This window comes from Streptomyces sp. NPDC001480, assembly GCF_042894725.1.
Lineage (GTDB): Bacteria > Actinomycetota > Actinomycetes > Streptomycetales > Streptomycetaceae > Streptomyces.
The window spans coordinates 43,662-62,276 of the sequence record NZ_JBIAVX010000018.1 but is presented as its reverse complement, the minus strand read 5'-3'; the positions used below and the strand labels follow the sequence as shown (position 1 = coordinate 62,276).

Sequence of the window (18,615 nt, the reverse complement as noted above, 5' to 3'; positions counted from 1 at the left end):
GTCGGGCCGGGCCCGTACCCTGGGGCCGTGGTCGACAGCAGCGAGGAACCGCGGGCCGTGGCGTCCCGGCTCACCGGGCGTCCGGTGACCGGCGGGCGTCCGCTGTCCGGGGCACTGGCCGAAGTCACCCTCGACGGCGGCACGGTGGTGGTGGTGGTCAAACGCGGGGACGGCCCGCGCGCGGTACGGGCGGAAGTCGCCGGACTGCGCTGGCTGGCCGCCGCCGGTGCGGTCCGGATGCCCGCCGTACACGGCCACGACGAGCAGTGGATGGTGACCGAGCGGATCCCGACCGGGCCGCCCGGCGCCGGGTCCGCGGCGCGTTTCGGCCGTGCGCTGGCCGCCCTGCACTCCGCCGGGGCGCCCGCGTTCGGGGCGCCGCCGCCCGACGGGCCCGAGGACGCCTACATCGGGCTCGCCCCGATGCGCAACAGCACCGGCGCCGACTGGCCGCGCTGGTACGCCGAGCACCGCGTACTGCCGTACCTGCGGCGCGCCGTCGACGACGGAACCCTACGCTGCGCCGAGGCCGCCGCCGTCGAGCGGGTCTGCGAGCGGCTGCCCGGTCTGGCCGGGCCCGCCGAGCCGCCCGCGCGGCTGCACGGCGACCTGTGGAACGGCAATGTGCTGTGGGGCGCCGACGGGCACGTCCACCTCATCGACCCGGCCGCGCACGGCGGGCACCGGGAAACCGACCTGGCCATGCTCCACCTCTTCGGCTGCCCCCACCTGGACCGGATCCTGGCCGGCTACCAGGAGGCGGCGCCCCTCGCCGACGGCTGGGCGGACCGCGTCGGCCTGCACCAGCTCTTCCCGCTGCTGGTGCACACGGTGCTGTTCGGCCGCGGGTACGCGGAGCAGGCCCTCAGGGTGGCCCGGCGGGCCCTCGCCGGCTGACCGGGCACCCCGCCGGCGTACGCCTACTCCCCCTCGTCCGGCGCGCTGATCCGGCCGGACTTGATGTAGCGGGCCAGGTTGAGGTGGTCGCCGTGCTCCTCGCGCAGCCCCTCCGCCCACAGCACGCTCTGGGTCCCCTCGTGCTTGACCATGCCGGGGCTGACGCCGATGCGGAAGCCGCCGGGCAGGGGCTTGCCGTCCCGGTAGGGCAGGAGGTCGAGCGGGGTGGGGCCGTCGGAGGCGTACACCGCGCAGTCGGAGAGCACCGCCACGGGGTACCGGCCGGTGGCGCGGGCCATCGCGAGCATCTTGCGGTGCATGTTGGTGCGCGCCTTGGAGATGACGGCGGCGCGGATGTCGGGGCGCCAGGTGGGCCGGTCCAGCGCGGGCCAGCGCTCGCCCGGCCGCCAGCCGCTGCGGGCGCGCTCGCGCAGTTTGCCGATGCCGCCCTTGACCGTGGCCTTGATCGCCGCGAGTACCAGGGCCAGCTCCGGGTCCCGGTCCTTGTGGACCTCCATCGCGGCCAGGAAGTCCTTGGGCGCCATGCCGGTGGTGACGCCGAGATCGGCCATGGTGGCGATGTAGGCGTCGCGCAGCCTGGTGTACCAGGCGTCCAGGTACGGGCCGTGCTCGGGCCGTACGTAGGCCTCCAGCGGGCCGACCTCGTGGCCGAGTTCGAGCGCGTACGCCACGGTCGGCGTCGCGTACCAGGCCGGGCCCTCCGGCGGCTCGCCGTCCGGGGTGAACGGGCTCGGCAGGCGCGGGTCGAGCCGGACGTGGGACAGGTCGACCAGCCAGGAACCGGGCAGCGACGGGTCGAAGGCGGGGTTGTGGAGGTGGACCGGCGCGCCGAGACCCACGACCGTACGGTTGGCCGCCGCCGCGAACGCCATGTTGACGTCGATGCCGACGAGGTACGGCCGCATGCACTCCTCGTCGGTCAGCGGCCGGGCCCAGTCGTAGGCCTCCTCGCGCAGCACCTCGGCGGGGGTGCGCTGGTGGAAGCGCGGGAGATGGGCGAGGAGCGGGTGGCCGTCGGGGGCCTCGCACGGGGCGCAGTCCACGGCCTCGGTCAGGGCGCCCGGGTTCGGTGCGGACACCCACTGGCCGTCGTCCTGCTTGACCGCGCGGGTGGGCGGATGCAGCGCCGTCATCAGCTCCAGGCCGGTGACCGCGGTGGAGCCGCGCGGGGTCAGGACCCGGGCGGCGTACGCGCCGAGGACACGGGCCAGGTCGGCGGGCGGCAGCGAGGCGGCCTCGCCCCAGTGCCGGGTGTCCAGCGCGTGCCAGGCGGGGACGCACAGTTGGACGCAGGCGCGCCGGCCGCCCTGTGCGGGGCGGTAGATCCGGGCCCACGGGCCGAGACCGCGCCTGGTCAGCAGCCAGTCGGCCTGCTTCAGCTGCCGTACGGCCTTGTGGGACTCCGGGAGCCGGCCGGCGAGCCGCTCGTCGTCGGTGAGCCGCGCGGGCAGCCCGTACCGCTCGCAGGCCGCCGCCGTCAGCACCACCAGCGGGTCGGCGTCCTTGCCCGACCGGTGCAGCCGGGCCTGCCCGAGCCGCGCCTCGCCGAGCGCCCACTCCACCAGCGCCGGGAGCGACCGCGCGGGCACGTCCAGCACCAGCCCGCCGACGCAGTACGCGGTCACCTCACCCTCCGCGGCGTCGACCACGGCGAGCGGGCCGTGGGCGAAGCGGGGGTCGACGGCCCCGGCCGGGGCGGGCTCGGCGGGGGTACGGGGCCGGGAGCCTGGTGCCTTCGCGGGGGCCGGACGCCTGGGCGACGTGGGCCGCGTGCCGGCCTCGTCGTCGCGTCCGGCGGCCGGCTGCCCGGCGGCGGGGATTCCCTCGCCCGGGGTTTCGGCCCGGCGGCCGGTGGACGGCCGGGCGGTGAGATCGCGTGCGGCCGGGACGGCGGCGGGCGGCTGTGGGGCCGGGTAGCGGTCGGCGAGACCGGCGAGGAGCCGTCGGTAGGCCTCCAGGCGTTCTCCCTTGGGCTCGGCGCGGCCCGCCTCCCAGGCCTCGATGCTGGGCACGCGTACGCCGAGGGCCTGGGCCACGGCGGCCCGGGTCAGCCCGGCCGCCTCCCGCAGCCGGGTCCGCTCCGCCGGGACGGGCAGCACGGTGCCGCCGTCGACGGCGGCGAGCAGCGAGTCGACCGCCGCGAACAGCTCATCGGGCTGGTCCGTCATTTCCACATCCGTCTTTCTCCCTGGCGCCCTGCCGGATGCTATCTCAGCACTCGCGCAACAACGCTCCGCTGTTTTCCCAGCTTCCGGCGGTGATCACGGAGAGTAAGGAAACCAACCACCCGTTCGATTCGTATAAGGGGGTGGAAGCCGAAACAGGGAGAGACCATGCAACCGTTCACGCTCAACTACGCGCGCCCCGCTGTGCAGTTGGACGTCACCACTCCGTACGCGTACGACTCCGGACTGCAGTTGAACGTCTTCCCCGACGGGCGGATCGCCGCAACCGACCACGCGACACTCAGAGCACTGGGGACCACGACCTCCACCGCCGGCTCCAAGACGCACTTCGACGACTGAGCCGGGCCCCGCAAGATGACCGTGCTCATTCTGACCACCGAAGAGGACGTGACCGCCGACATGGTGGTCCTCCGGCTCAACGAGTCGGGCGTCCCGGTGGTCCGTTTCGACCCCGCCGACCTGACCCGCGGCGTCGCCCTGTCGGGCGAGTACGTGCACGGCGGCTGCCGTGGACACCTGTCCGTCGGGGGCCGGCTGGTCAGCATGAACGGCCTGCGCTCCATCTGGGTGCGCAGGCCGGGAGCAGCCGCCGCCCGTGCCGCCCAGCCGTCCCAGTGGCTGACGGAGGAGTCCTCCCAGGCGCTGTACGGCATGCTCCGCTCGACGGACGCCCGCTGGATGAACCATCCGGACGCCGCCCGCCGGGCCCGCCACAAGCCGTGGCAGTTGCGTGCCGCCCAGCGCAGCGGGCTCGCCGTGCCGGCCACGCTGATCACCACGTTTCCGCAGGCCGCCCGGGAGTTCGCCGAGCGCTTCCCGGATCTGGTGGTCAAGCCGGTCTCCGGCGCCCATCCGCAGGAGCCGCCGCGCGCGGTGCCCACCAGCCGGGTCGCCCCGGACACCGACTTCGCGGCCGTCGCCTTCGGCCCGACGCTGCTCCAGCGCCGGGTCGCCAAGCGGGCGGACATCCGTCTCACCGCCGTCGGGGAACGGCTGCTGGCCGCCCGCAAGCCGGTGGCGCCGGACGCGAACCCCGACGACGTGGACGTCCGTTTCGCCCCGTCGGCCGGCCCCTGGGCCCCCGTGGATGTGCCCCCGCGGGTCGCGGAGGCCGTCCACAGATACCTGAAGGACGCCGAACTGACCTACGGGGCTTTCGACTTCGCGGAGGACGCCGACGGGATCTGGTGGTTCCTGGAGTGCAACCAGTCGGGTCAGTTCGGCTTCGTGGAGATGGACACCGGCCAGCCGATCGCCCGCAGCATCGCCGACTGGCTGGCGTGCGGCTCGGCCGAACCGTGCTCACCGGCGAACGGAACGAAGAGGTCCGCCCGCTGATCACGTCCGTACCGGCCGCGGCGCCGCGGCCGGACCGCACGGGGTGTCCGGTGCCTCAGGGCGACCCGGGGCCCGGCAACTGCGGCATCCGCTCCCACGCCGGGGCAGGTGCCGCGGCCGGCGGCAGTCCGGCGCCGGGCGCGAGTCCCTGCGACCGCAGTGGCAGCATGACGACCTCCAGCTCCCTGCGCAGGCGGTCGGCCTCTCTGCGTACCCCCGCGGGTATGTCGCCGCGTTCCGCGACAAGCCGGTCGTATATGGGAGAATCCTGGAACACCCGTCAACATGCCTTTCCGACAACGGCCCATGGACATGGGCACGGTTGACGAGTGTAAGGATCCGGGCGGGTCCGTGTACGGGTTCCCCCGTCACACGGCCAGGGAGAGCCCGCCGTCCCCCTCGGTGTCCGTTCCGGCCCACCGCCCCTCCGCCGGCAGCAGGGCGTCCGCCCGGGCGACGGCCTCGCCGATGTCCATCGTGGCCATCATCACGCACAGCGTGTAACTCACGTCCTCGAGTTCCCGTGTCACCGCCGGCGTGTTCTGCTCGGCCTGGGCGATCCGCAGCGATGCGTAGCGGGTCAGCAGCTTCCTGACGACCTTCGGGTCCGGGACCAGCACGAGGTGCCCCTCTCTAGAGTTTTGTGCACCGTATGCCCGCAAGTCCGTGGATCATGCCCATCTCGCGCGCCACGCCGAGGAGATGACGCGATCGTGTCGCACGCGAGCCGGGCCGGGATCCTCGTGCGGCCGCCGGCCGGCCTGGGATCGTCACCATTCCTTCACGCGCACCGCACGCATCCGTGACGCCGTTGCGAGCACTCGAAGTGCGTTGTCCGGCCGAGAGGATGTCGTGGTCATCGTCGCCGTACTGCTGCTGCCGCTGCTGGCCGCCCTGCTGGTGGTCATGGACCGGGTGGAGGAGCGCCTGCTCACCTCCGCCCCGGACCGGCCACGGCATGCCGGACGGCGGAGGCATCTGCGTCTGGTCCGGGGCGACCGGCGGAGCGGGCCGGCGGAGCACGCGCGGACGGCGATCACGGGCGAGCGGGCCGCTGTGGAGCGGCCGGCCGCCTGAGGCGCCTCGTTCCCCGGTGAATGCCCCGCCCTCCCCGACGAGCCCGGAGTGTGCGACGCTGACGCGATGCGCATCGGACTGCTCGGCACCGGCCCCTGGGCCAGCATGGTGCACGCCCCAGCCCTGAGCGGACACGAGAAGGCGGAGCTCGTGGGCGTGTGGGGGCGGCGCGCGGAGGCCGCCGCCGAGCTGGCGGAACGTCACGGCACGCGCGCCTACGACGATGTGGACGCCCTGTTCGCCGAGGTGGACGCCGTCGCCGTCGCCCTGCCGCCGGACGTCCAGGCCCCGCTCGCCGAGCGTGCGGCCCGCGCCGGATGCCATCTGCTGCTCGACAAGCCGCTGGCCGCGACGGTGCCGCAGGGCCGGGCGGTCGTCGACGCGGTACGGGATGCCGGCGTCGCCTCGGTGGTCTTCCTCACCACCCGGTTCCAGCCCGAGACCGAGGCGTGGATCACCGAACAGGCGGGCCGGGCGGACTGGTTCACCGCGCGAGCGGACTGGCTCGGCGCGGTGTTCACGACGGACAGCCCGTTCTCGGCCTCACCGTGGCGCCGGGAGAAGGGCGGCCTGTGGGACGTCGGACCGCACGCCCTGTCCGTGCTGCTGCCCGTCCTGGGCGACGTGCGGCGCGTGGCGGCCGCCGCGCACGGCCCCGGAGACACCACTCATGTGATCCTGGAGCACGCCGGGGGTGCCTCCAGCACCTTGACCCTGAGCCTCACCGCCCCGCCCGGGGCGGCCGGAGCCACCGTCGAACTGCGGGGGGCGGCCGGGGTGAGCGCGCTTCCGGAGAGTGCCGAAGGCGCCCTCGCCGCCTTCGGCCGGGCCGTGGACGCACTGATCGGCGCCGCCCGCACGGGTCGGCCCCATGCGTGCGACGCCGTCTTCGGTCTGCGCCTGACCGAGATTCTCGCCGCGGCCCACGCCCTGCTGCCCGACCGGGCCGACTGAGCGCCACGGCTCTTGGGGGCGGGTTCGCAGGGCCCGCGTCCTGAGCCCTGCCCCACCGTCGGAGTCACGCGTGCCGGTGTGAGTGCCGGTCGCCGCTGACGAGCCGGTACAGCACCAGCAGGATCAGCGAACCGACGATCGCGGCGATCCACGTCGACAGGTCGAAGAAGCCGTCGATGGAGTCGACTCCGAAGATCACCTTGCCCAGCCAGCCGCCGAGCAGGCCACCGGCGATACCGATCAGCATGGTGATGATGATGCCCCCGGGGTCCTTGCCCGGCAGCAGCAACTTGGCGATGGCACCGGCCAGCAGACCGATCAGGATCCAGGCGATGATGCCCACTTGTCCTCCACAATCCGTCGGAAATCCATGCACCATACGGATGTGCCGAGACGGTGTCGGCAAACCTGGAAATCGTGGAAACGTGAATCGTCGGCAGTCCGGCGCCCCCGTTTCCCGGGCCCGGGCAGGCGGCCGGGCGTAGCGTGGGAGCGTGGGCAGGGTGGGCGTCCGGCCGTCGAGCCGGTATGCGGACCGCTCCGGCTGGCTGCGGGGAGCGCCGCCGCCGCGCTGGGTACGGGTGCTGCCCGTGGCGCTGCTCGCGGGCGTGACGGCGGCCACGGTGGCCAGTCCGCACCCGCTCGACATCGGCTTCATGCTGGGCGCCATCCCGCCGCTGGCCGTGCTGTCGTACGGGCCGCTGGCGACCGCCGTGCTGGGCGGCGCGGCCATCGGGCTGCTGAACGTCCCGGCCGCGAACCTCGACCGGCCGGGCAACACCGACCTGCTCACCATCTGTTTCGTCTCCATGCTGAGCGTGTTCGTCTCCTTCGTGCGCAGTCACCGCGACGCCCAGTTGGTCACCGAGCGGACGGTCGCCGAGGCCGTGCAGCGGTCCGTGGTGCCGCCGCTGCCGGAGCGGGTGGGGCCGGTGGGGTGCGTGGGCCTTTACCGGGCGGCGCAGCAAGGCACGCTGGTGGGCGGGGACTTCATCGACGTACGGACGAGTCCGTACGGCGTGCGGGCGGTGATGGTGGACGTGCAGGGACACGGGCTGGCGTCGGTCCCGAGCGTGGTGTCCCTGCTGGGGGCGTTCCGGGAGGCGGTGCTGGACGAGCCCGATCTGGAGTCCGTCGCCGCGCGCCTGGACCGCAGGCTCAGGGTGGACTCGGCGGCCGTCCGGCACGCCGAGCTGTTCGCCACCGCGGTGTTCCTGGAGTTCTCCGGCGACGCCCGGTCGGTGCGCATGGTGGCCTGCGGTCATCCGGCGCCGCTGCTGCTGCACGAGGGGCGGGCCCGCGGGGTCGAGATCGTGCCGGGGCCTCCGCTCGGGCTGGGGCTGACCGATCTGGACCCGCCGAAGGAGGCCACGGTGGAGCTGCGGCCGGGCGACAGGCTGTTCCTGGCCTCGGACGGCGTCTGGGAGGCCAGGGACTCCGCCGGCGCGTTCTATCCGCTGGTCGACCGGCTCGGTGCGCTCGCCGAGGGCGATCCGGCCGGGCTGCCCGGCCGGGTGTGGGCGGATCTCGTGGAGTACTGCGGTGTCGTCCTGGACGACGCGACCATGCTGCTGCTGACACCGGAGTCGGGGCCGGTGCCGCCGGAGATCGCCCCTCCGGCGTCCTGAGTCACTCCTGCCGAGTCACTCCTGTCACGGTGGTCACAGAAACGCCATGCTGCGCCACCCCTTCCGCCGCATAGAAATATCTACCAGCATGCATGTGCCGACTTGGGGCGCAGTCACCCCGTAGTGCCAGATATCAGCCGGAGCAGCGCATGAACACGATGTGGACGCAGGGCGTGGAGTGGCTCGCCGCCGCCGCGCCGGACCCCCGGGCCTGCAAACGGGAGTGGGATCACGGCGACGGGGTCGCGCTGCTGGAGGCCGGCCGTTTCTGGGACCTGCTCAGCGTGCCCGAGCGGCTGGGGCTGCTCACCCTCGATCTGCTCTGGCAGCCCGCGCTGCCCGTCCCCGGGCCCACCCTGGTGGACACCGTGGCCCACCGGGTCGGCTTCTTCCTGCCGCCCGATCCGTCCGGCCGGTGGATCGGCTCCGGACTGCGGTACACGACCAAGGGCGCCTGGGTGGCCGTGCCCCCGCCGTACCGGGCCGCCCGGTCCTTGGAGTGGCTGATCCCGCCCGACGGCACCGGCGCGCTGCACTCCCCAGCCACCCTGGAACTGGCGCTGCGCCAGGCCAACGGCACCCTCGCCGTCCTGGCGCCGGCGCACGACGGCTGACCCGTCAGCGGCGTTCCCCCTCCGGCCGGGCCCGGGGCACGCGCCCGCCCGGCGAGGATCCCGGCGCCTCGGATCCGGCGGGGACGGTACGGCCCTCGGCGCGCCACTCCGAGACCAGCTGGGCATAGATCGGCTCGCGCGTGCGCAGCGCGGCGACCGCCGCGGCGGGCCTCAGGGGCACGGGCTCCGGGCACCGTGAGCGCCGGAGCGCGAAGGGAAGTCGGTCCATGCCGGTGCCAACGCGCACCGCGCGCCGGTGGTACGCCGGCACCCGGGCGCTCACCGGCCCGGGTGAACCCATCGCCCGATCGGAGTCAGGGACCGGTCCGACAAGCACACGATGTCCGGGCCCGGTGCGGCACGTCAGCAGATCCGGGGCAACTGTTCCCCGAGCGGCATGTCGACCACCCGGGTGCCGCCAAGACCGGTGCGGGCCACCACCATCCCGGGGTGGTCGGCCACCGCCTCGCCGATGATCGCGGCCTCGGCGCCCAGCGGATGGTCCCGCATCGCGGCCAGGACGGCGTCGGCGTGCTCGCGCGGCACGAACGCCACCAGCTTGCCCTCGTTGGCGACGTAGAAGGGGTCGAGGCCCAGCACCGCGCAGGCGTTGGCGACGGCGGGCGGGACCGGGACCTCGCGTTCGGTGAGGACGACGCCCGCGCCGGAGGCGGCCGCGATCTCGTTGAGGGAGGCCGCGAGACCGCCGCGGGTGGGGTCGCGCAGCACGTGCAGGTCCGGGGTGACGGAGAGCATGGCCTCGACCAGGGAGCCCAGCGGCGCGCAGTCGCTGACGATCTCCACCCCGAACTCCAGGCCCTCGCGCACGCTCATGATGGCGACGCCGTGCACCCCGACCGGGCCGCTGACGATCACCACGTCACCCGGCACGACCCGCTGCGGGCGCAGGTCGACCCCGGCGGGCACGAGACCGATGCCGGCGGTGTTGACGTAGATCCCGTCGCCGTGGCCGGCCTCGACCACCTTGGTGTCACCGGTGGCCACCTCGACGCCCGCCGTCCGCGCCGCCGCGCCGAGCGCCTCGGCCACCCGGGAGACGGTCTCCATCTCCACGCCCTCCTCCAGGATGAACCCGCAGGAGAGGTAGGCGGCCCGGGCGCCGCTCATGGCGAGGTCGTTGACGGTGCCGTTGACGGCGAGGTCGCCGATGCTGCCGCCGGGGAAGAACAGCGGCCGTACGACGAAGGAGTCGGTGGAGAACGCCAGCCGGGCCCCGCCCAGGGACACGGTGGCGGCATCGCCCAGCTGGGCGAGGGTGGCGCCGCCGAAGGCGGGGGCGAAGACGTGCTCGACCAGTTCGGCGGAGAGGGTGCCGCCCCCGCCGTGGCCCATGACGATCCGGGGCTGGTCGCGCAGCGGGGCCGGGCAGGTCCAGCCGGTCAGGTCAAGGCGATCGGTGGTGTCAGGCAACGGGGTTCGCCTCCCGGGCGGCGGGGGTGGTCTCCAGGCGCCGGTAGAGGTAGTACGCGGCGCAGGCGCCCTCGCTGGAGACCATGGTGGCGCCGAGCGGGGTGCGCGGGGTGCAGCGGGTGCCGAACGCCTCGCACTCGTACGGCTTGAGGAGGCCCTGGAGGACCTCGCCGCTGCGGCACTCGGCGGGTTCGCGGGTCTGGATGTCCTCGACGGAGAAGCGGAACTCCGCGTCGTACTCGCGGTACTTCGCGGACAGCCGCCAGCCGCTGTCGGGGATCACGCCGATGCCCCGCCAGGCCCGGTCGGTGACCTCGAAGACGTCCTGGAGCATGGCGCGGGCGGCCGGGTTGCCCCCGGCCTGGACGGCCCGGGCGTAGGCGTTGTCGACGCGGTGCTCGCCACGTTCCAGCTGGGCCACGGTGCGGCGGATCCCTTCGAGGATGTCCAGGGGTTCGAAGCCGGTCACCACGATCGGGACGCGGTGCCGCTCGGCCAGCTCCGGGTACTCGTCGACGCCCATGACCGTGCACACGTGCCCGGCGGCCAGGAAGCCCTGCACCCGGCAGTCCGGGGAGCGCATGATCGCCTCGATGGCGGGCGGGACCCGGACGTGCGAGACCAGCAGACTGAAGTTGCGGATGCCCAGCTTGCGGGCCTGGTGCACGGTCATCGCGTTCGGGGGCGCGGTCGTCTCGAAGCCGATGCCGAAGAACACCACCTGACGGTCGGGGTGCTCCTCGGCGATCCGCAGGGCGTCCAGCGGCGAGTAGACCACCCGGACGTCCCCGCCCTCGCCGCGCACCTGGAACAGGTCGCGTCCGGTGCCCGGCACGCGCAGCATGTCGCCGAAGGAGCAGAAGATCACCTCGGGCCGGGAGGCGATCTCCAGGGCCTTGTCGATGACCTCCAGCGGGGTCACGCACACCGGGCAGCCCGGGCCGTGGATCAGCTCGACCTGCTCGGGGAGGAGCTGGTCGATGCCGTGGCGGATGATGGAGTGCGTCTGTCCGCCGCAGACCTCCATGAGGGCCCAGGGCCGGGTCACCGTGGCGTGGATCTCGTCCAGCAGCCGGCGGGCCAGCTTCGGGTCCTGGAACTCGTCGATGTACTTCACTTGTGCGCCTCCTCGCCCGTGGCCGCTTTCCAGGGGTCTCCGAACTCCTCTTCGAGCATGCCGAGTTCGGCGAAGAGTTCGAGCGTCTGCCGCGCCGACTCCTCGTCGAGCCGCTGGAGCGCGAATCCGACGTGCACGATGGCGTACTCACCGACCTGGAGGTCGGGGAGGTACTCGAGGCACACGTCCTTCACGACGCCGCCGAAGTCGACGGCGGCCATCCGGGTGCCGTCGCGTTCCTGGATGTCCAGCACTCTGCCGGGTACGGCAAGGCACATGGGTCTCTCCTCGCTCTCGGGTCAGTCGGGAACTGTCGCGCCGGCGCGGGCGGCGACCACGAGCTGGCCGAGGGCCAGGCCGCCGTCGCCCGGCGGTACCAGGTGGTGGCGCAGCACCGTGAAGCCGTCGCCGTCCAGGGCCTCGGCGCAGGCCGACGAGAGCACGGTGTTGAGGAACACGCCCCCGGTGAGGGCGACCGTGTCCACTCCGTGCCGCTCCCGCGCGCGTACGCAGAGCCGGTGGACCAGGTCGGCCGTGCCCCGGTGGAAACGGGCCGCGACCGTCGCCGTCGGCATGCCGGCCCTCAGGTCGTCCACGATCGCCGCGAGGACGGGTGCGGGATCGGCCGGCAGGGGGCCGTCACCGGGCGGCTCGGGCAGGGCGAAGGCGTAGCCGTCGCCCTGCCCGCGCGGGGCGTCCAGCGCGGCGGCCTCCAGCTCGACGGCCGCCTGTGCCTCGTACCCCGCCCTGTGGCAGACCCCCGCGAGAGAGGACACGGCGTCGAAGAGCCGTCCCATGCTGGAGGTGGGCACGCAGTTGAGGTTCCGCTCCAGCTGGCGCGCGAGCACGGCCATCTCGTCGCGCGGGCAGGTGGCCACGCACGGCAGGCCCGCGGACCAGTCGAGCCCGGCCGCGCGCAGGTGGGCCAGGGCCATGCGGTAGGGGCGGTGCACCGCGGCGTCACCGCCGGGCAGGGGCACGTAGGCGAGGTGGGCGAACCGGGTGAAGCCGTCGTAGTCCGCGAGCAGGAACTCCCCGCCCCACACCGCCCCGTCGTCGCCGTAACCGGTGCCGTCGAAGGCGACGCCGAGCACCGGGCGGGTGCCGTCGAGGCCGTTCTCGGCCATCGCGGCGGCGATGTGGGCGTGGTGGTGCTGGACCCGGACGACGGTCCGGCCGGCCGCGTTCCGCTCGGCCCATCCGGCGGAGCGGTAGCCGGGGTGCCGGTCGGCCGCCAGCAGCCCGGGCCGGACCGGGGTGATGGACTCCAGCTGGGTCACGGCCCGGGCGAAGGCCCGCTGGGTGGCGAGGTCGTCCATGTCGCCGATGTGCGCCGACAGCCAGGCGCGGCGGCCCTCGCCCAGGCAGAAGGTGTTCTTGAGGTCACCGCCGACGGCGAGCGCCGGGCGGACGGGGACCGGCAGGTCCAGCGGCACGGGCGCGTAGCCGCGGGCCCGGCGCACGAGGAGGGGTCTCCCGTCGCACACGCGGACCACGGAGTCGTCGCACGGCACGTGGATCGGCCGGTCGTGGGCGAGCCAGGCATCCGCCAGGTGCGCCAGCCGCCCAAGCGCCTCCGCGTCGTCGGTGACGATCGGTTCGCCGGAGACGTTGCCGCTGGTCATGACCAGCAGCCGGGGCCCTTCGGCGTCCCCCGGCAGGCCGAGCAGGAGGTGGTGCACGGGGGTGTAGGGCAGCATGACGCCGAGGTCGGGGCTGCCGGGGGCGACGGCCGGGGCCGGGCGCGGGGGTGCGGCACCCTCGCCGGTGTCGCGGCGGCGCAGCAGCACGATGGGCCGGGCGGGGCCGCTGAGCAGGGCGTGTTCCTCGGGGCCGAGCCGGACGAGGTGCTCGATGTCGGCGGCGCTCCTGGCCATGAGGGCGAACGGCTTGTCTCCGCGGGCCTTGCGGCGGCGGAGCAGGGCGACCGCGTCCGGGTCGGTGGCGTCGCAGGCCAGGTGGTAGCCGCCCAGTCCCTTCACGGCGACGATCGCGCCGCCGGCCAGCAGCGCCCGGGCGGCGGCGACCGGGTCCGTCGCGCCGGTCTCCCGGGGTGCCCCGCCGGGTTCCGCCGGGGCGGTGAGCAGGCGCAGTCGCGGGCCACAGGCCGGGCAGGCGACCGGCTGGGCGTGGAAGCGCCGGTCGGTGGGGTCGGCGTACTCGCGGGCGCAGTCGGAGCACATCGGGAACCCGGCCATCGTGGTGGACGCCCGGTCGTAGGGCAGGCCGGTGACGATCGTGAACCGCGGTCCGCAGTGGGTGCAGTTCACGAACGGGTGGCGATGGCGCCGGTCTGCGGGGTCCGCCAGCTCCCGCAGGCACGCGGCGCAGGTCGCGGTGTCCGGCGGGACCAGGGTCCGGGCCCGGCCGGCGGCGCGGGAGGCCAGGATGGTGAACGCGGCGGAGCCGGTGGCGGGCACCTCCTCGTGGTCGACCGTGTCGACACGGGCCAGCGGCGGTGCGTCGCGCGCGATACGGGCGCAGAACCGGGCGACGGCCTCCGGCGCGCCCTCGACCTCGGCGACGACGCCCTCGGGCGTGTTGGTCACGTGTCCGGTCAGTTCGAGGGAGGTGGCGAGGGAGTGCACGTACGGCCGGAAGCCGACGCCCTGCACGACGCCCCGCACGGTGATCCGGCGGCGCAGCGCGGTGCGGTGACCGGTCCCGGCCGGCGGGGGCAGGATGCTCACGAGCCGGACGGGACGGTGACGTCGGCGGTGACGGTGACGTCGGCGGGGGCGGCGTGTTCGTGCCGGGGACGGCCCATGACGGGGTTGTGCAGCAGCGCGCCGTCCGCCGCCGCCAGCGCCCGGTCGAGCAGGGCGCCGGCCCCCTCCCCGCGGCGCACCGAGGTGAGCAGCACCTCCACCCCGGGGTTGACCCGCTCGACGTTGGCCCGGAACTCCGCCTCGTCGAAGCCGACGGCCTCGGCGATGTCGGTCTTGGTGACGACCACCAGATGGGCGAGGCCGAACGCGGTGGGGTACTTCAGTGGCTTGTCCTCGCCCTCCGTCACCGAGGCGAGGACGACCCGCAGGGTCTCTCCGAGGTCGTAGGAGGCCGGGCAGACGAGGTTGCCGACGTTCTCCACGAACAGCAGCCGGGTGGGTTCGGGCAGCCAGCCCTGAAGGTGCCGGGCGAGCATCGCGGCTTCCAGGTGGCACAGGCCGTCGGTGAGGATCTGCTTGACCGGGACGCCCGAACGGGCCAGGCGGGCCGCGTCGTTCTCGGTGGCGAGGTCGGCGGTCAGCGCCGCGACCGGCACGGACCGCTCCCGGGCGAGGGTCAGTTCGTGTTCGAGCAGCGCGGTCTTGCCGCTGCCCGGGCTGGAGAGCAGATTGACGACGGTGGTGCCCAGGGCCGCGAGTTCCTCGCGCAGGGTGCGCGCGGCCTCGTCGTTGCGGGCGAGCACGGCCTGTTGCAGGTCGACCACACGGCACATGGTTCAGCGCTCCTCGAGGATCGGTTCGCGGGCGGCACCGGGCGTCGGGCCGGTCTCCCAGCGCACGTCGGCGATGCGCAGCTCACGGCCGGACAGCAGCTCGGTGGTGCCGCCGTCGCAGCGCGGGCAGCTCAGCAGGGGTGGCATCCCGACGGCCCACTCGTGTGCGCACGGCCCGCAGCGGGCCCGGCCCGGCACCGTGCCGACGACGAGTTCGGCGCCCTCAAGGACGGTGCCGGCGCAGGCCAGTTCGAAGGAGAAGGACAGGGCGTCGGGGACGACACCGGCGAGTTCGCCCACCTCGAGCCGCACCGATCGCACCGCGGTGACGTCACCGGCCCGTTCCGCCGCCGCCTCCACCTCTTCGATCACCGCGAGCGCGATGGACATCTCGTGCATCTGTCTCCGTCCTGGCGCGGACCGTCCCTGACGCGGGCCACGGAGTCCCATTAGAGGCAGGGCGCCGACGGGCCCCGGCCCGGCACGCCGTCGCCGACGGGTCAGGTACGCCGTTTGCCGCAGCGCGTACGGCCCGCACGGATACGGACAGAAAGGGGGGTGTTTCGAAGCCAACTCTCACTCAGCCGGTCGAGAGCGGTCGGTGACGGTGTGTACTGCGGTGAGTCAATGACCGGACCAGTCAGGAGAATCTTCGTGCCCGTGACCGATCCCGGCGACCGCTACGCCATCGACCCGTTCGGCGCCGACATCCCCGGCGAGAGCGCCCGGCTGCGCAGGCTGGGCCCGGTCGTGCCCGTCGAGCTGCCCGGCGGCATCCCGGCCTGGGCGCCCACCGGCTACGAGGTCCTCAAGGAACTCATCCTCGATCCGCGGGTGAGCAAGGACGCGCGGCAGCACTGGCGGCTGTGGCCGGAGATCGGCGAGCACCCCTCGTGGGGCTGGGTGCTGAGCTGGGTGGGCGTGGTCAACATGCTCTCCGCCTACGGCCCCGACCACCGGCGGCTGCGCAAGCTGGTGGCGCCCAGCTTCACGCACCGCCGCACGGAGGCGATGCGCCCGCGCGTGGCGGCCATCGCCGCCGAACTGCTCGACGCGCTGGAGAGCGCCGGGGCCGACGGCCGGGTCGTCGATCTGCGCGCGGGGCTCGCGCTTCCGCTGCCCCTGCGGTTCATCTGTGAACTGTTCGGCGTGCCCGAGGAGATGCGCAAGGACACGGCTCGACTGGTCGGGGACCTCATCGACACCTCCGATCAGAGTCCGGAGCGCGCCGCGTTCACGCAGCGGCGGATCGGTACGGTGCTGGGCGGGCTGATCGCCCACAAGCGCCAGCACCCGGGCGACGACATGACCACCGAGCTGATCCGGGTCCGGGACGAGGACGGCGACCGGCTCAGCGACGAGGAACTGCTGTACACGCTGCTGCTGGTGCTCGGCGCGGGCTTCGAGACCACGGTCAACCTCATCGGCAACGCGGCGGTGGCGCTGCTGCGGGACCCGGAGCAGCTGGCGGCGGTGCGCTCCGGCGCGCTCGGCTGGGACGGCGTGATCGACGAGACGATGCGGGTGCACCCGTCGATCGCCACGCTGCCGCTGCGCTTCGCGGTGGAGGACCTCAAGGTCGGGGACGTCACGATCCCGGCCGGGGACGCGATCGTCACCACGTACGCCGCCGCCGGGCAGGATCCCGCGCACTACGGGCCACACGCGGACCGTTTCGACGCGGCGCGTGCGGCGGACGACCATCTGTCGTTCGGCATCGGGGTGCACCGCTGCATCGGCGCGCCGCTGGCCCGGGTGGAGGCCCTGGCCGCGCTGCCCACGCTGTTCGACCGCTTCCCGGGCCTGCGGCTGGCCGCCGAGGACGGCGAACTGCGGCAGGTGCCGTCGTTCATCGCTTTCGGCTGGCAGGAGGTGCCGGTCACCCTGCGGGGACGGAACCCCTGATGGGGCCCGACCGGTCCCCCGTGCCGGTCGCGCCCCCGGGACTGCCGAAGCTACGTGTGAGCTGGGCCGTTGGGTATCGCGCCGATGCCCGATGGGGCACGCGGAGGGCTCACCCGTGCACAGGTGCGTCCGAAGGGCCCTGATTCGCCCGGCCCAGCACGGGGGCGGCCAGGTCTCCGGCGGCCAGATGGGCGAGGACGACCTCGTAGAGGTCGGTGCCGGCGGTGAGGAGCCGGTGTTCGAGGACGGGTTCGGCGCCACGGACGTGCTCGCGCACGGTCTGGGCGTGCACACCGAGGGCCTGGGCCGCGCGTTCGGCGTTGCCGCCGGCGGCGATCCAGGCGCGCAGCGTACCGCGCAGGTCCCGGCCGTCCTGGTCCAGGCGGCCGAGCAGGTCGTGCGCCCAGGCGCCCAGCGCGGGCCCGGAGAGCAGGCCGTCGAGCCGCACGGCGGACGCCGCGGAGGCCGTGCCGTCGGCGGGCGCGAGCGCGTGGGCGGCCTGCGTGTTCAGCGCGAGGTGGGCGACGGCGCGGACGGTGAGGTCGGTGAAGTCGGTGCCCAGCAGGGCCTCGACGCGGTCCATGCGGGCCCGCACGGTGTTGCGGCTGACGCCGAGCACCTTGGCCGCGTTCACGGCCGTGAACTGTAGGCCCAGCCGGGTGGTGGCGAGCAGTTCGGCCCGGGTGTGGTGGGCCAGGCTGTCGAGGGGGCGCAGCACGTCGGCGGACCAGGCGTGCAGCTCCGCGGGGTCCATCAGCCGCTCGGGACGGGTCCGTTCGGCGTAGACCGCCGTGTGGTCGGGGCTGAAGCGGGCCACGGCCAGGGCGCTGATCGCCTGGCCGTAGGCGCCCGCGGTCTGCGCGAGGCTCTGCCGGAGGCTGCCGCCGAGGTAGGTGGCGGGACGTTCGCGGACGAGGGTGCGCAGCCCGTCCTGGGCCGTGGGCGTGGGGCTGACGACGATGACGTGCCCGTCCATCGCCGGGCAGCGGACGACGAGGGCCTGGCCGTCGGTCAGGTCCAGGCATTCGTCCGCGAGCCGGTCCCGTTCCTCGGGGAGGCTCTCGACGACGTACACGCGGGCGGTGTCGGTGTCGAGCAGGCCCGGCCAGAGTCCGGCGGCGACCCGGCGGGCGGCGACGGTGTCCTCCACCATCAGCAGTTGCAGGATGGCCAGCCGCAGGTCGGCGGTGGCCCGCCGCAGCCGGTGTCCGGCGGCCGTCAACGCCCGCTCCCTGAGCAGCAGCTCGACGATTCCGGCGGTGTGGGTGACGATGTCGGCGGCATCCCGGTCGAAGGGGGCCTCGCGGACGACGGCGAGGACTCCCGTCGACGCGTTCTGCGGCTGGGGCCGCCCGGGGTGGCGGATCGCGACCAGGCGGACGTGCCGGCCCGTGTCCTGGAGTGCGGCGGCGGAGATCCGGCCGGTGACGACGTCCGCGACGAGCGTGTCGTCCAGCGCGATCGGCTCGCCGGCGAGCAGGGAGCCGTCGCCGCCCCGCAGACAGACGGTCGCGTCCACGGTGCGGGCGAGCCAGGCGACGAGCCGACGCGGATCACGGGCCGGGGGGCGCAGTTGGTCGAGGAGTTCTTCGGCCCAGGCGCCGCGGTACGGCATCGGTGTCCGCGGTCCCTCGTCCGCTCGGCCTGCCACCTCGGACCTCTCCCCTCGCCTGTCGCGACGACCTCGGCATACGGAGGGGAAAGGTACCTCACGCGCGGGCCGGGACCCGCGGAGCTCCGTTCCGCTCCGGCGGTGCCGGAGGATACGGCTCCGCCGGCGGTCACGGGGGGAGGTGAGCCGCCGGCGGAGACGCGTTGCCCGGGGCCGGGGGAAGTCCACCGGGCGCTTCGTTCCCCGGGTGCCCGGGAACACGCCCCCTACACCTCGGAACCGGGGTCGAGTTCACTCGTCCCCCGCCCCGGTGCCGCGCCGGACGCCTGCCGACTGCCGCCCGCGGCCCGGCGCGCATGCCGTCGGAGACCGGGGCGACTCGGGGCGACTCCC

20 protein-coding genes are annotated in these 18,615 nt (G+C 74.2%); 8 read left to right on the top strand and 12 right to left on the bottom strand.

The features are described from left to right. Positions 1-27 precede the first annotated feature (27 nt). Positions 28-897, top strand: a complete 870-nt coding sequence (locus tag ACFY01_RS36290; protein ID WP_390740019.1) for a fructosamine kinase family protein — start codon at positions 28-30, stop codon at positions 895-897. A gap of 23 nt (positions 898-920) precedes the next feature. Here ACFY01_RS36290 and tap read toward each other — a convergent pair whose 3' ends face one another. Next, on the bottom strand, positions 921-3,086 hold the full coding sequence (tap, locus tag ACFY01_RS36285; protein ID WP_390740018.1) for a telomere-associated protein Tap: 2,166 nt from the start codon (positions 3,084-3,086) through the stop codon (positions 921-923). Between the two features lie 165 nt (positions 3,087-3,251). On the opposite strand from tap, the gene tgmA reads away from it, so the two are divergent. Together tgmA and tgmB are read left to right on the top strand one after the other, a co-directional pair. Further along, positions 3,252-3,443, top strand: a complete 192-nt coding sequence (tgmA, locus tag ACFY01_RS36280; RefSeq protein ID WP_132853957.1) for a putative ATP-grasp-modified RiPP — start codon at positions 3,252-3,254, stop codon at positions 3,441-3,443. 15 nt (positions 3,444-3,458) lie between these two features. Next, the gene (gene tgmB, locus ACFY01_RS36275) at positions 3,459-4,442 is read left to right on the top strand and encodes an ATP-grasp ribosomal peptide maturase (protein ID WP_390740017.1); all 984 of its coding nucleotides are present in this window, start codon (positions 3,459-3,461) and stop codon (positions 4,440-4,442) included. A gap of 55 nt (positions 4,443-4,497) precedes the next feature. Here the strand turns inward: tgmB and ACFY01_RS36270 are convergent, their stop codons facing one another. Beyond that, a complete protein-coding gene (locus ACFY01_RS36270) occupies positions 4,498-4,719 on the bottom strand; it encodes a hypothetical protein (RefSeq protein ID WP_390740016.1) in 222 nt (73 codons plus the stop codon). Between the two features lie 91 nt (positions 4,720-4,810). Continuing rightward, positions 4,811-5,062: a DUF5133 domain-containing protein gene (locus ACFY01_RS36265; RefSeq protein WP_390740015.1), complete on the bottom strand. Its 252-nt coding sequence runs from the start codon at positions 5,060-5,062 to the stop codon at positions 4,811-4,813. Between the two features lie 211 nt (positions 5,063-5,273). On the opposite strand from ACFY01_RS36265, the gene ACFY01_RS36260 reads away from it, so the two are divergent. Both ACFY01_RS36260 and ACFY01_RS36255 read left to right on the top strand, forming a co-directional pair. Next, complete coding sequence (locus ACFY01_RS36260) at positions 5,274-5,519, top strand: hypothetical protein (RefSeq protein WP_390740014.1); 246 nt, start codon at positions 5,274-5,276, stop codon at positions 5,517-5,519. 66 nt (positions 5,520-5,585) lie between these two features. Then, positions 5,586-6,473, top strand: a complete 888-nt coding sequence (locus tag ACFY01_RS36255) for a Gfo/Idh/MocA family protein (protein WP_390740013.1) — start codon at positions 5,586-5,588, stop codon at positions 6,471-6,473. 64 nt (positions 6,474-6,537) lie between these two features. Here ACFY01_RS36255 and ACFY01_RS36250 read toward each other — a convergent pair whose 3' ends face one another. Continuing rightward, entirely contained in the window at positions 6,538-6,816 is a 279-nt protein-coding gene (locus ACFY01_RS36250; RefSeq protein ID WP_390740012.1) for a GlsB/YeaQ/YmgE family stress response membrane protein, read from the bottom strand. A gap of 151 nt (positions 6,817-6,967) precedes the next feature. Between ACFY01_RS36250 and ACFY01_RS36245 the strand changes: the two genes are divergently transcribed. Together ACFY01_RS36245 and ACFY01_RS36240 are read left to right on the top strand one after the other, a co-directional pair. Beyond that, positions 6,968-8,101 carry a PP2C family protein-serine/threonine phosphatase gene (locus ACFY01_RS36245; protein WP_390740011.1) on the top strand — a complete coding sequence of 378 codons (1,134 nt, stop codon included), beginning with the start codon at positions 6,968-6,970 and terminating at the stop codon, positions 8,099-8,101. Between the two features lie 158 nt (positions 8,102-8,259). After that, on the top strand, positions 8,260-8,715 hold the full coding sequence (locus tag ACFY01_RS36240; RefSeq protein ID WP_390740149.1) for a hypothetical protein: 456 nt from the start codon (positions 8,260-8,262) through the stop codon (positions 8,713-8,715). Positions 8,716-8,719: 4 nt separating this feature from the next. Here ACFY01_RS36240 and ACFY01_RS36235 read toward each other — a convergent pair whose 3' ends face one another. From ACFY01_RS36235 to hypA, 7 genes are all read right to left on the bottom strand, one after another. Next, the gene (locus ACFY01_RS36235; protein WP_390740010.1) at positions 8,720-8,896 is read right to left on the bottom strand and encodes a hypothetical protein; all 177 of its coding nucleotides are present in this window, start codon (positions 8,894-8,896) and stop codon (positions 8,720-8,722) included. 182 nt (positions 8,897-9,078) lie between these two features. After that, positions 9,079-10,146: a hydrogenase expression/formation protein HypE gene (hypE, locus tag ACFY01_RS36230; protein ID WP_390740009.1), complete on the bottom strand. Its 1,068-nt coding sequence runs from the start codon at positions 10,144-10,146 to the stop codon at positions 9,079-9,081. Next, complete coding sequence (gene hypD, locus ACFY01_RS36225) at positions 10,139-11,263, bottom strand: hydrogenase formation protein HypD (protein WP_390740008.1); 1,125 nt, start codon at positions 11,261-11,263, stop codon at positions 10,139-10,141. Before hypD ends, hypE begins: the two co-directional genes overlap by 8 nt. Next, positions 11,260-11,541 carry a HypC/HybG/HupF family hydrogenase formation chaperone gene (locus tag ACFY01_RS36220; protein ID WP_390740007.1) on the bottom strand — a complete coding sequence of 94 codons (282 nt, stop codon included), beginning with the start codon at positions 11,539-11,541 and terminating at the stop codon, positions 11,260-11,262. Before ACFY01_RS36220 ends, hypD begins: the two co-directional genes overlap by 4 nt. 21 nt (positions 11,542-11,562) lie before the next feature. After that, entirely contained in the window at positions 11,563-13,953 is a 2,391-nt protein-coding gene (hypF, locus tag ACFY01_RS36215) for a carbamoyltransferase HypF (protein WP_390740006.1), read from the bottom strand. Further along, positions 13,950-14,705, bottom strand: coding sequence for a hydrogenase nickel incorporation protein HypB (gene hypB, locus ACFY01_RS36210; protein ID WP_390740005.1), 756 nt, complete (start codon positions 14,703-14,705; stop codon positions 13,950-13,952). Before hypB ends, hypF begins: the two co-directional genes overlap by 4 nt. Positions 14,706-14,708: 3 nt before the next feature. Beyond that, positions 14,709-15,104: a hydrogenase maturation nickel metallochaperone HypA gene (hypA, locus tag ACFY01_RS36205; RefSeq protein WP_390740004.1), complete on the bottom strand. Its 396-nt coding sequence runs from the start codon at positions 15,102-15,104 to the stop codon at positions 14,709-14,711. A 228-nt stretch (positions 15,105-15,332) separates the two neighbouring features. Here hypA and ACFY01_RS36200 point away from each other — a divergent pair, with 228 nt between their 5' ends. Next, positions 15,333-16,610, top strand: a complete 1,278-nt coding sequence (locus ACFY01_RS36200; RefSeq protein ID WP_390740003.1) for a cytochrome P450 — start codon at positions 15,333-15,335, stop codon at positions 16,608-16,610. Positions 16,611-16,719: 109 nt separating this feature from the next. Here the strand turns inward: ACFY01_RS36200 and ACFY01_RS36195 are convergent, their stop codons facing one another. Beyond that, entirely contained in the window at positions 16,720-18,261 is a 1,542-nt protein-coding gene (locus tag ACFY01_RS36195; protein ID WP_390740002.1) for a helix-turn-helix domain-containing protein, read from the bottom strand. Positions 18,262-18,615 lie beyond the last annotated feature (354 nt).

Bases quoted from the DNA above. Each gene is read 5' to 3' on its own strand.
- tgmA (WP_132853957.1), top strand. From the start codon at position 3,252: ATGCAACCGTTCACGCTCAACTACGCGCGCCCCGCTGTGCAGTTGGAC.
- ACFY01_RS36200 (WP_390740003.1), top strand. From the start codon at position 15,333: ATGACCGGACCAGTCAGGAGAATCTTCGTGCCCGTGACCGATCCCGGC.
- tap (WP_390740018.1), bottom strand. From the start codon at position 3,086: ATGACGGACCAGCCCGATGAGCTGTTCGCGGCGGTCGACTCGCTGCTC.
- hypB (WP_390740005.1), bottom strand. From the start codon at position 14,705: ATGTGCCGTGTGGTCGACCTGCAACAGGCCGTGCTCGCCCGCAACGAC.
- hypA (WP_390740004.1), bottom strand. From the start codon at position 15,104: ATGCACGAGATGTCCATCGCGCTCGCGGTGATCGAAGAGGTGGAGGCG.
- tgmB (WP_390740017.1), top strand. From the start codon at position 3,459: ATGACCGTGCTCATTCTGACCACCGAAGAGGACGTGACCGCCGACATG.
- ACFY01_RS36240 (WP_390740149.1), top strand. From the start codon at position 8,260: ATGTGGACGCAGGGCGTGGAGTGGCTCGCCGCCGCCGCGCCGGACCCC.
- ACFY01_RS36255 (WP_390740013.1), top strand. From the start codon at position 5,586: ATGCGCATCGGACTGCTCGGCACCGGCCCCTGGGCCAGCATGGTGCAC.
- ACFY01_RS36220 (WP_390740007.1), bottom strand. From the start codon at position 11,541: ATGTGCCTTGCCGTACCCGGCAGAGTGCTGGACATCCAGGAACGCGAC.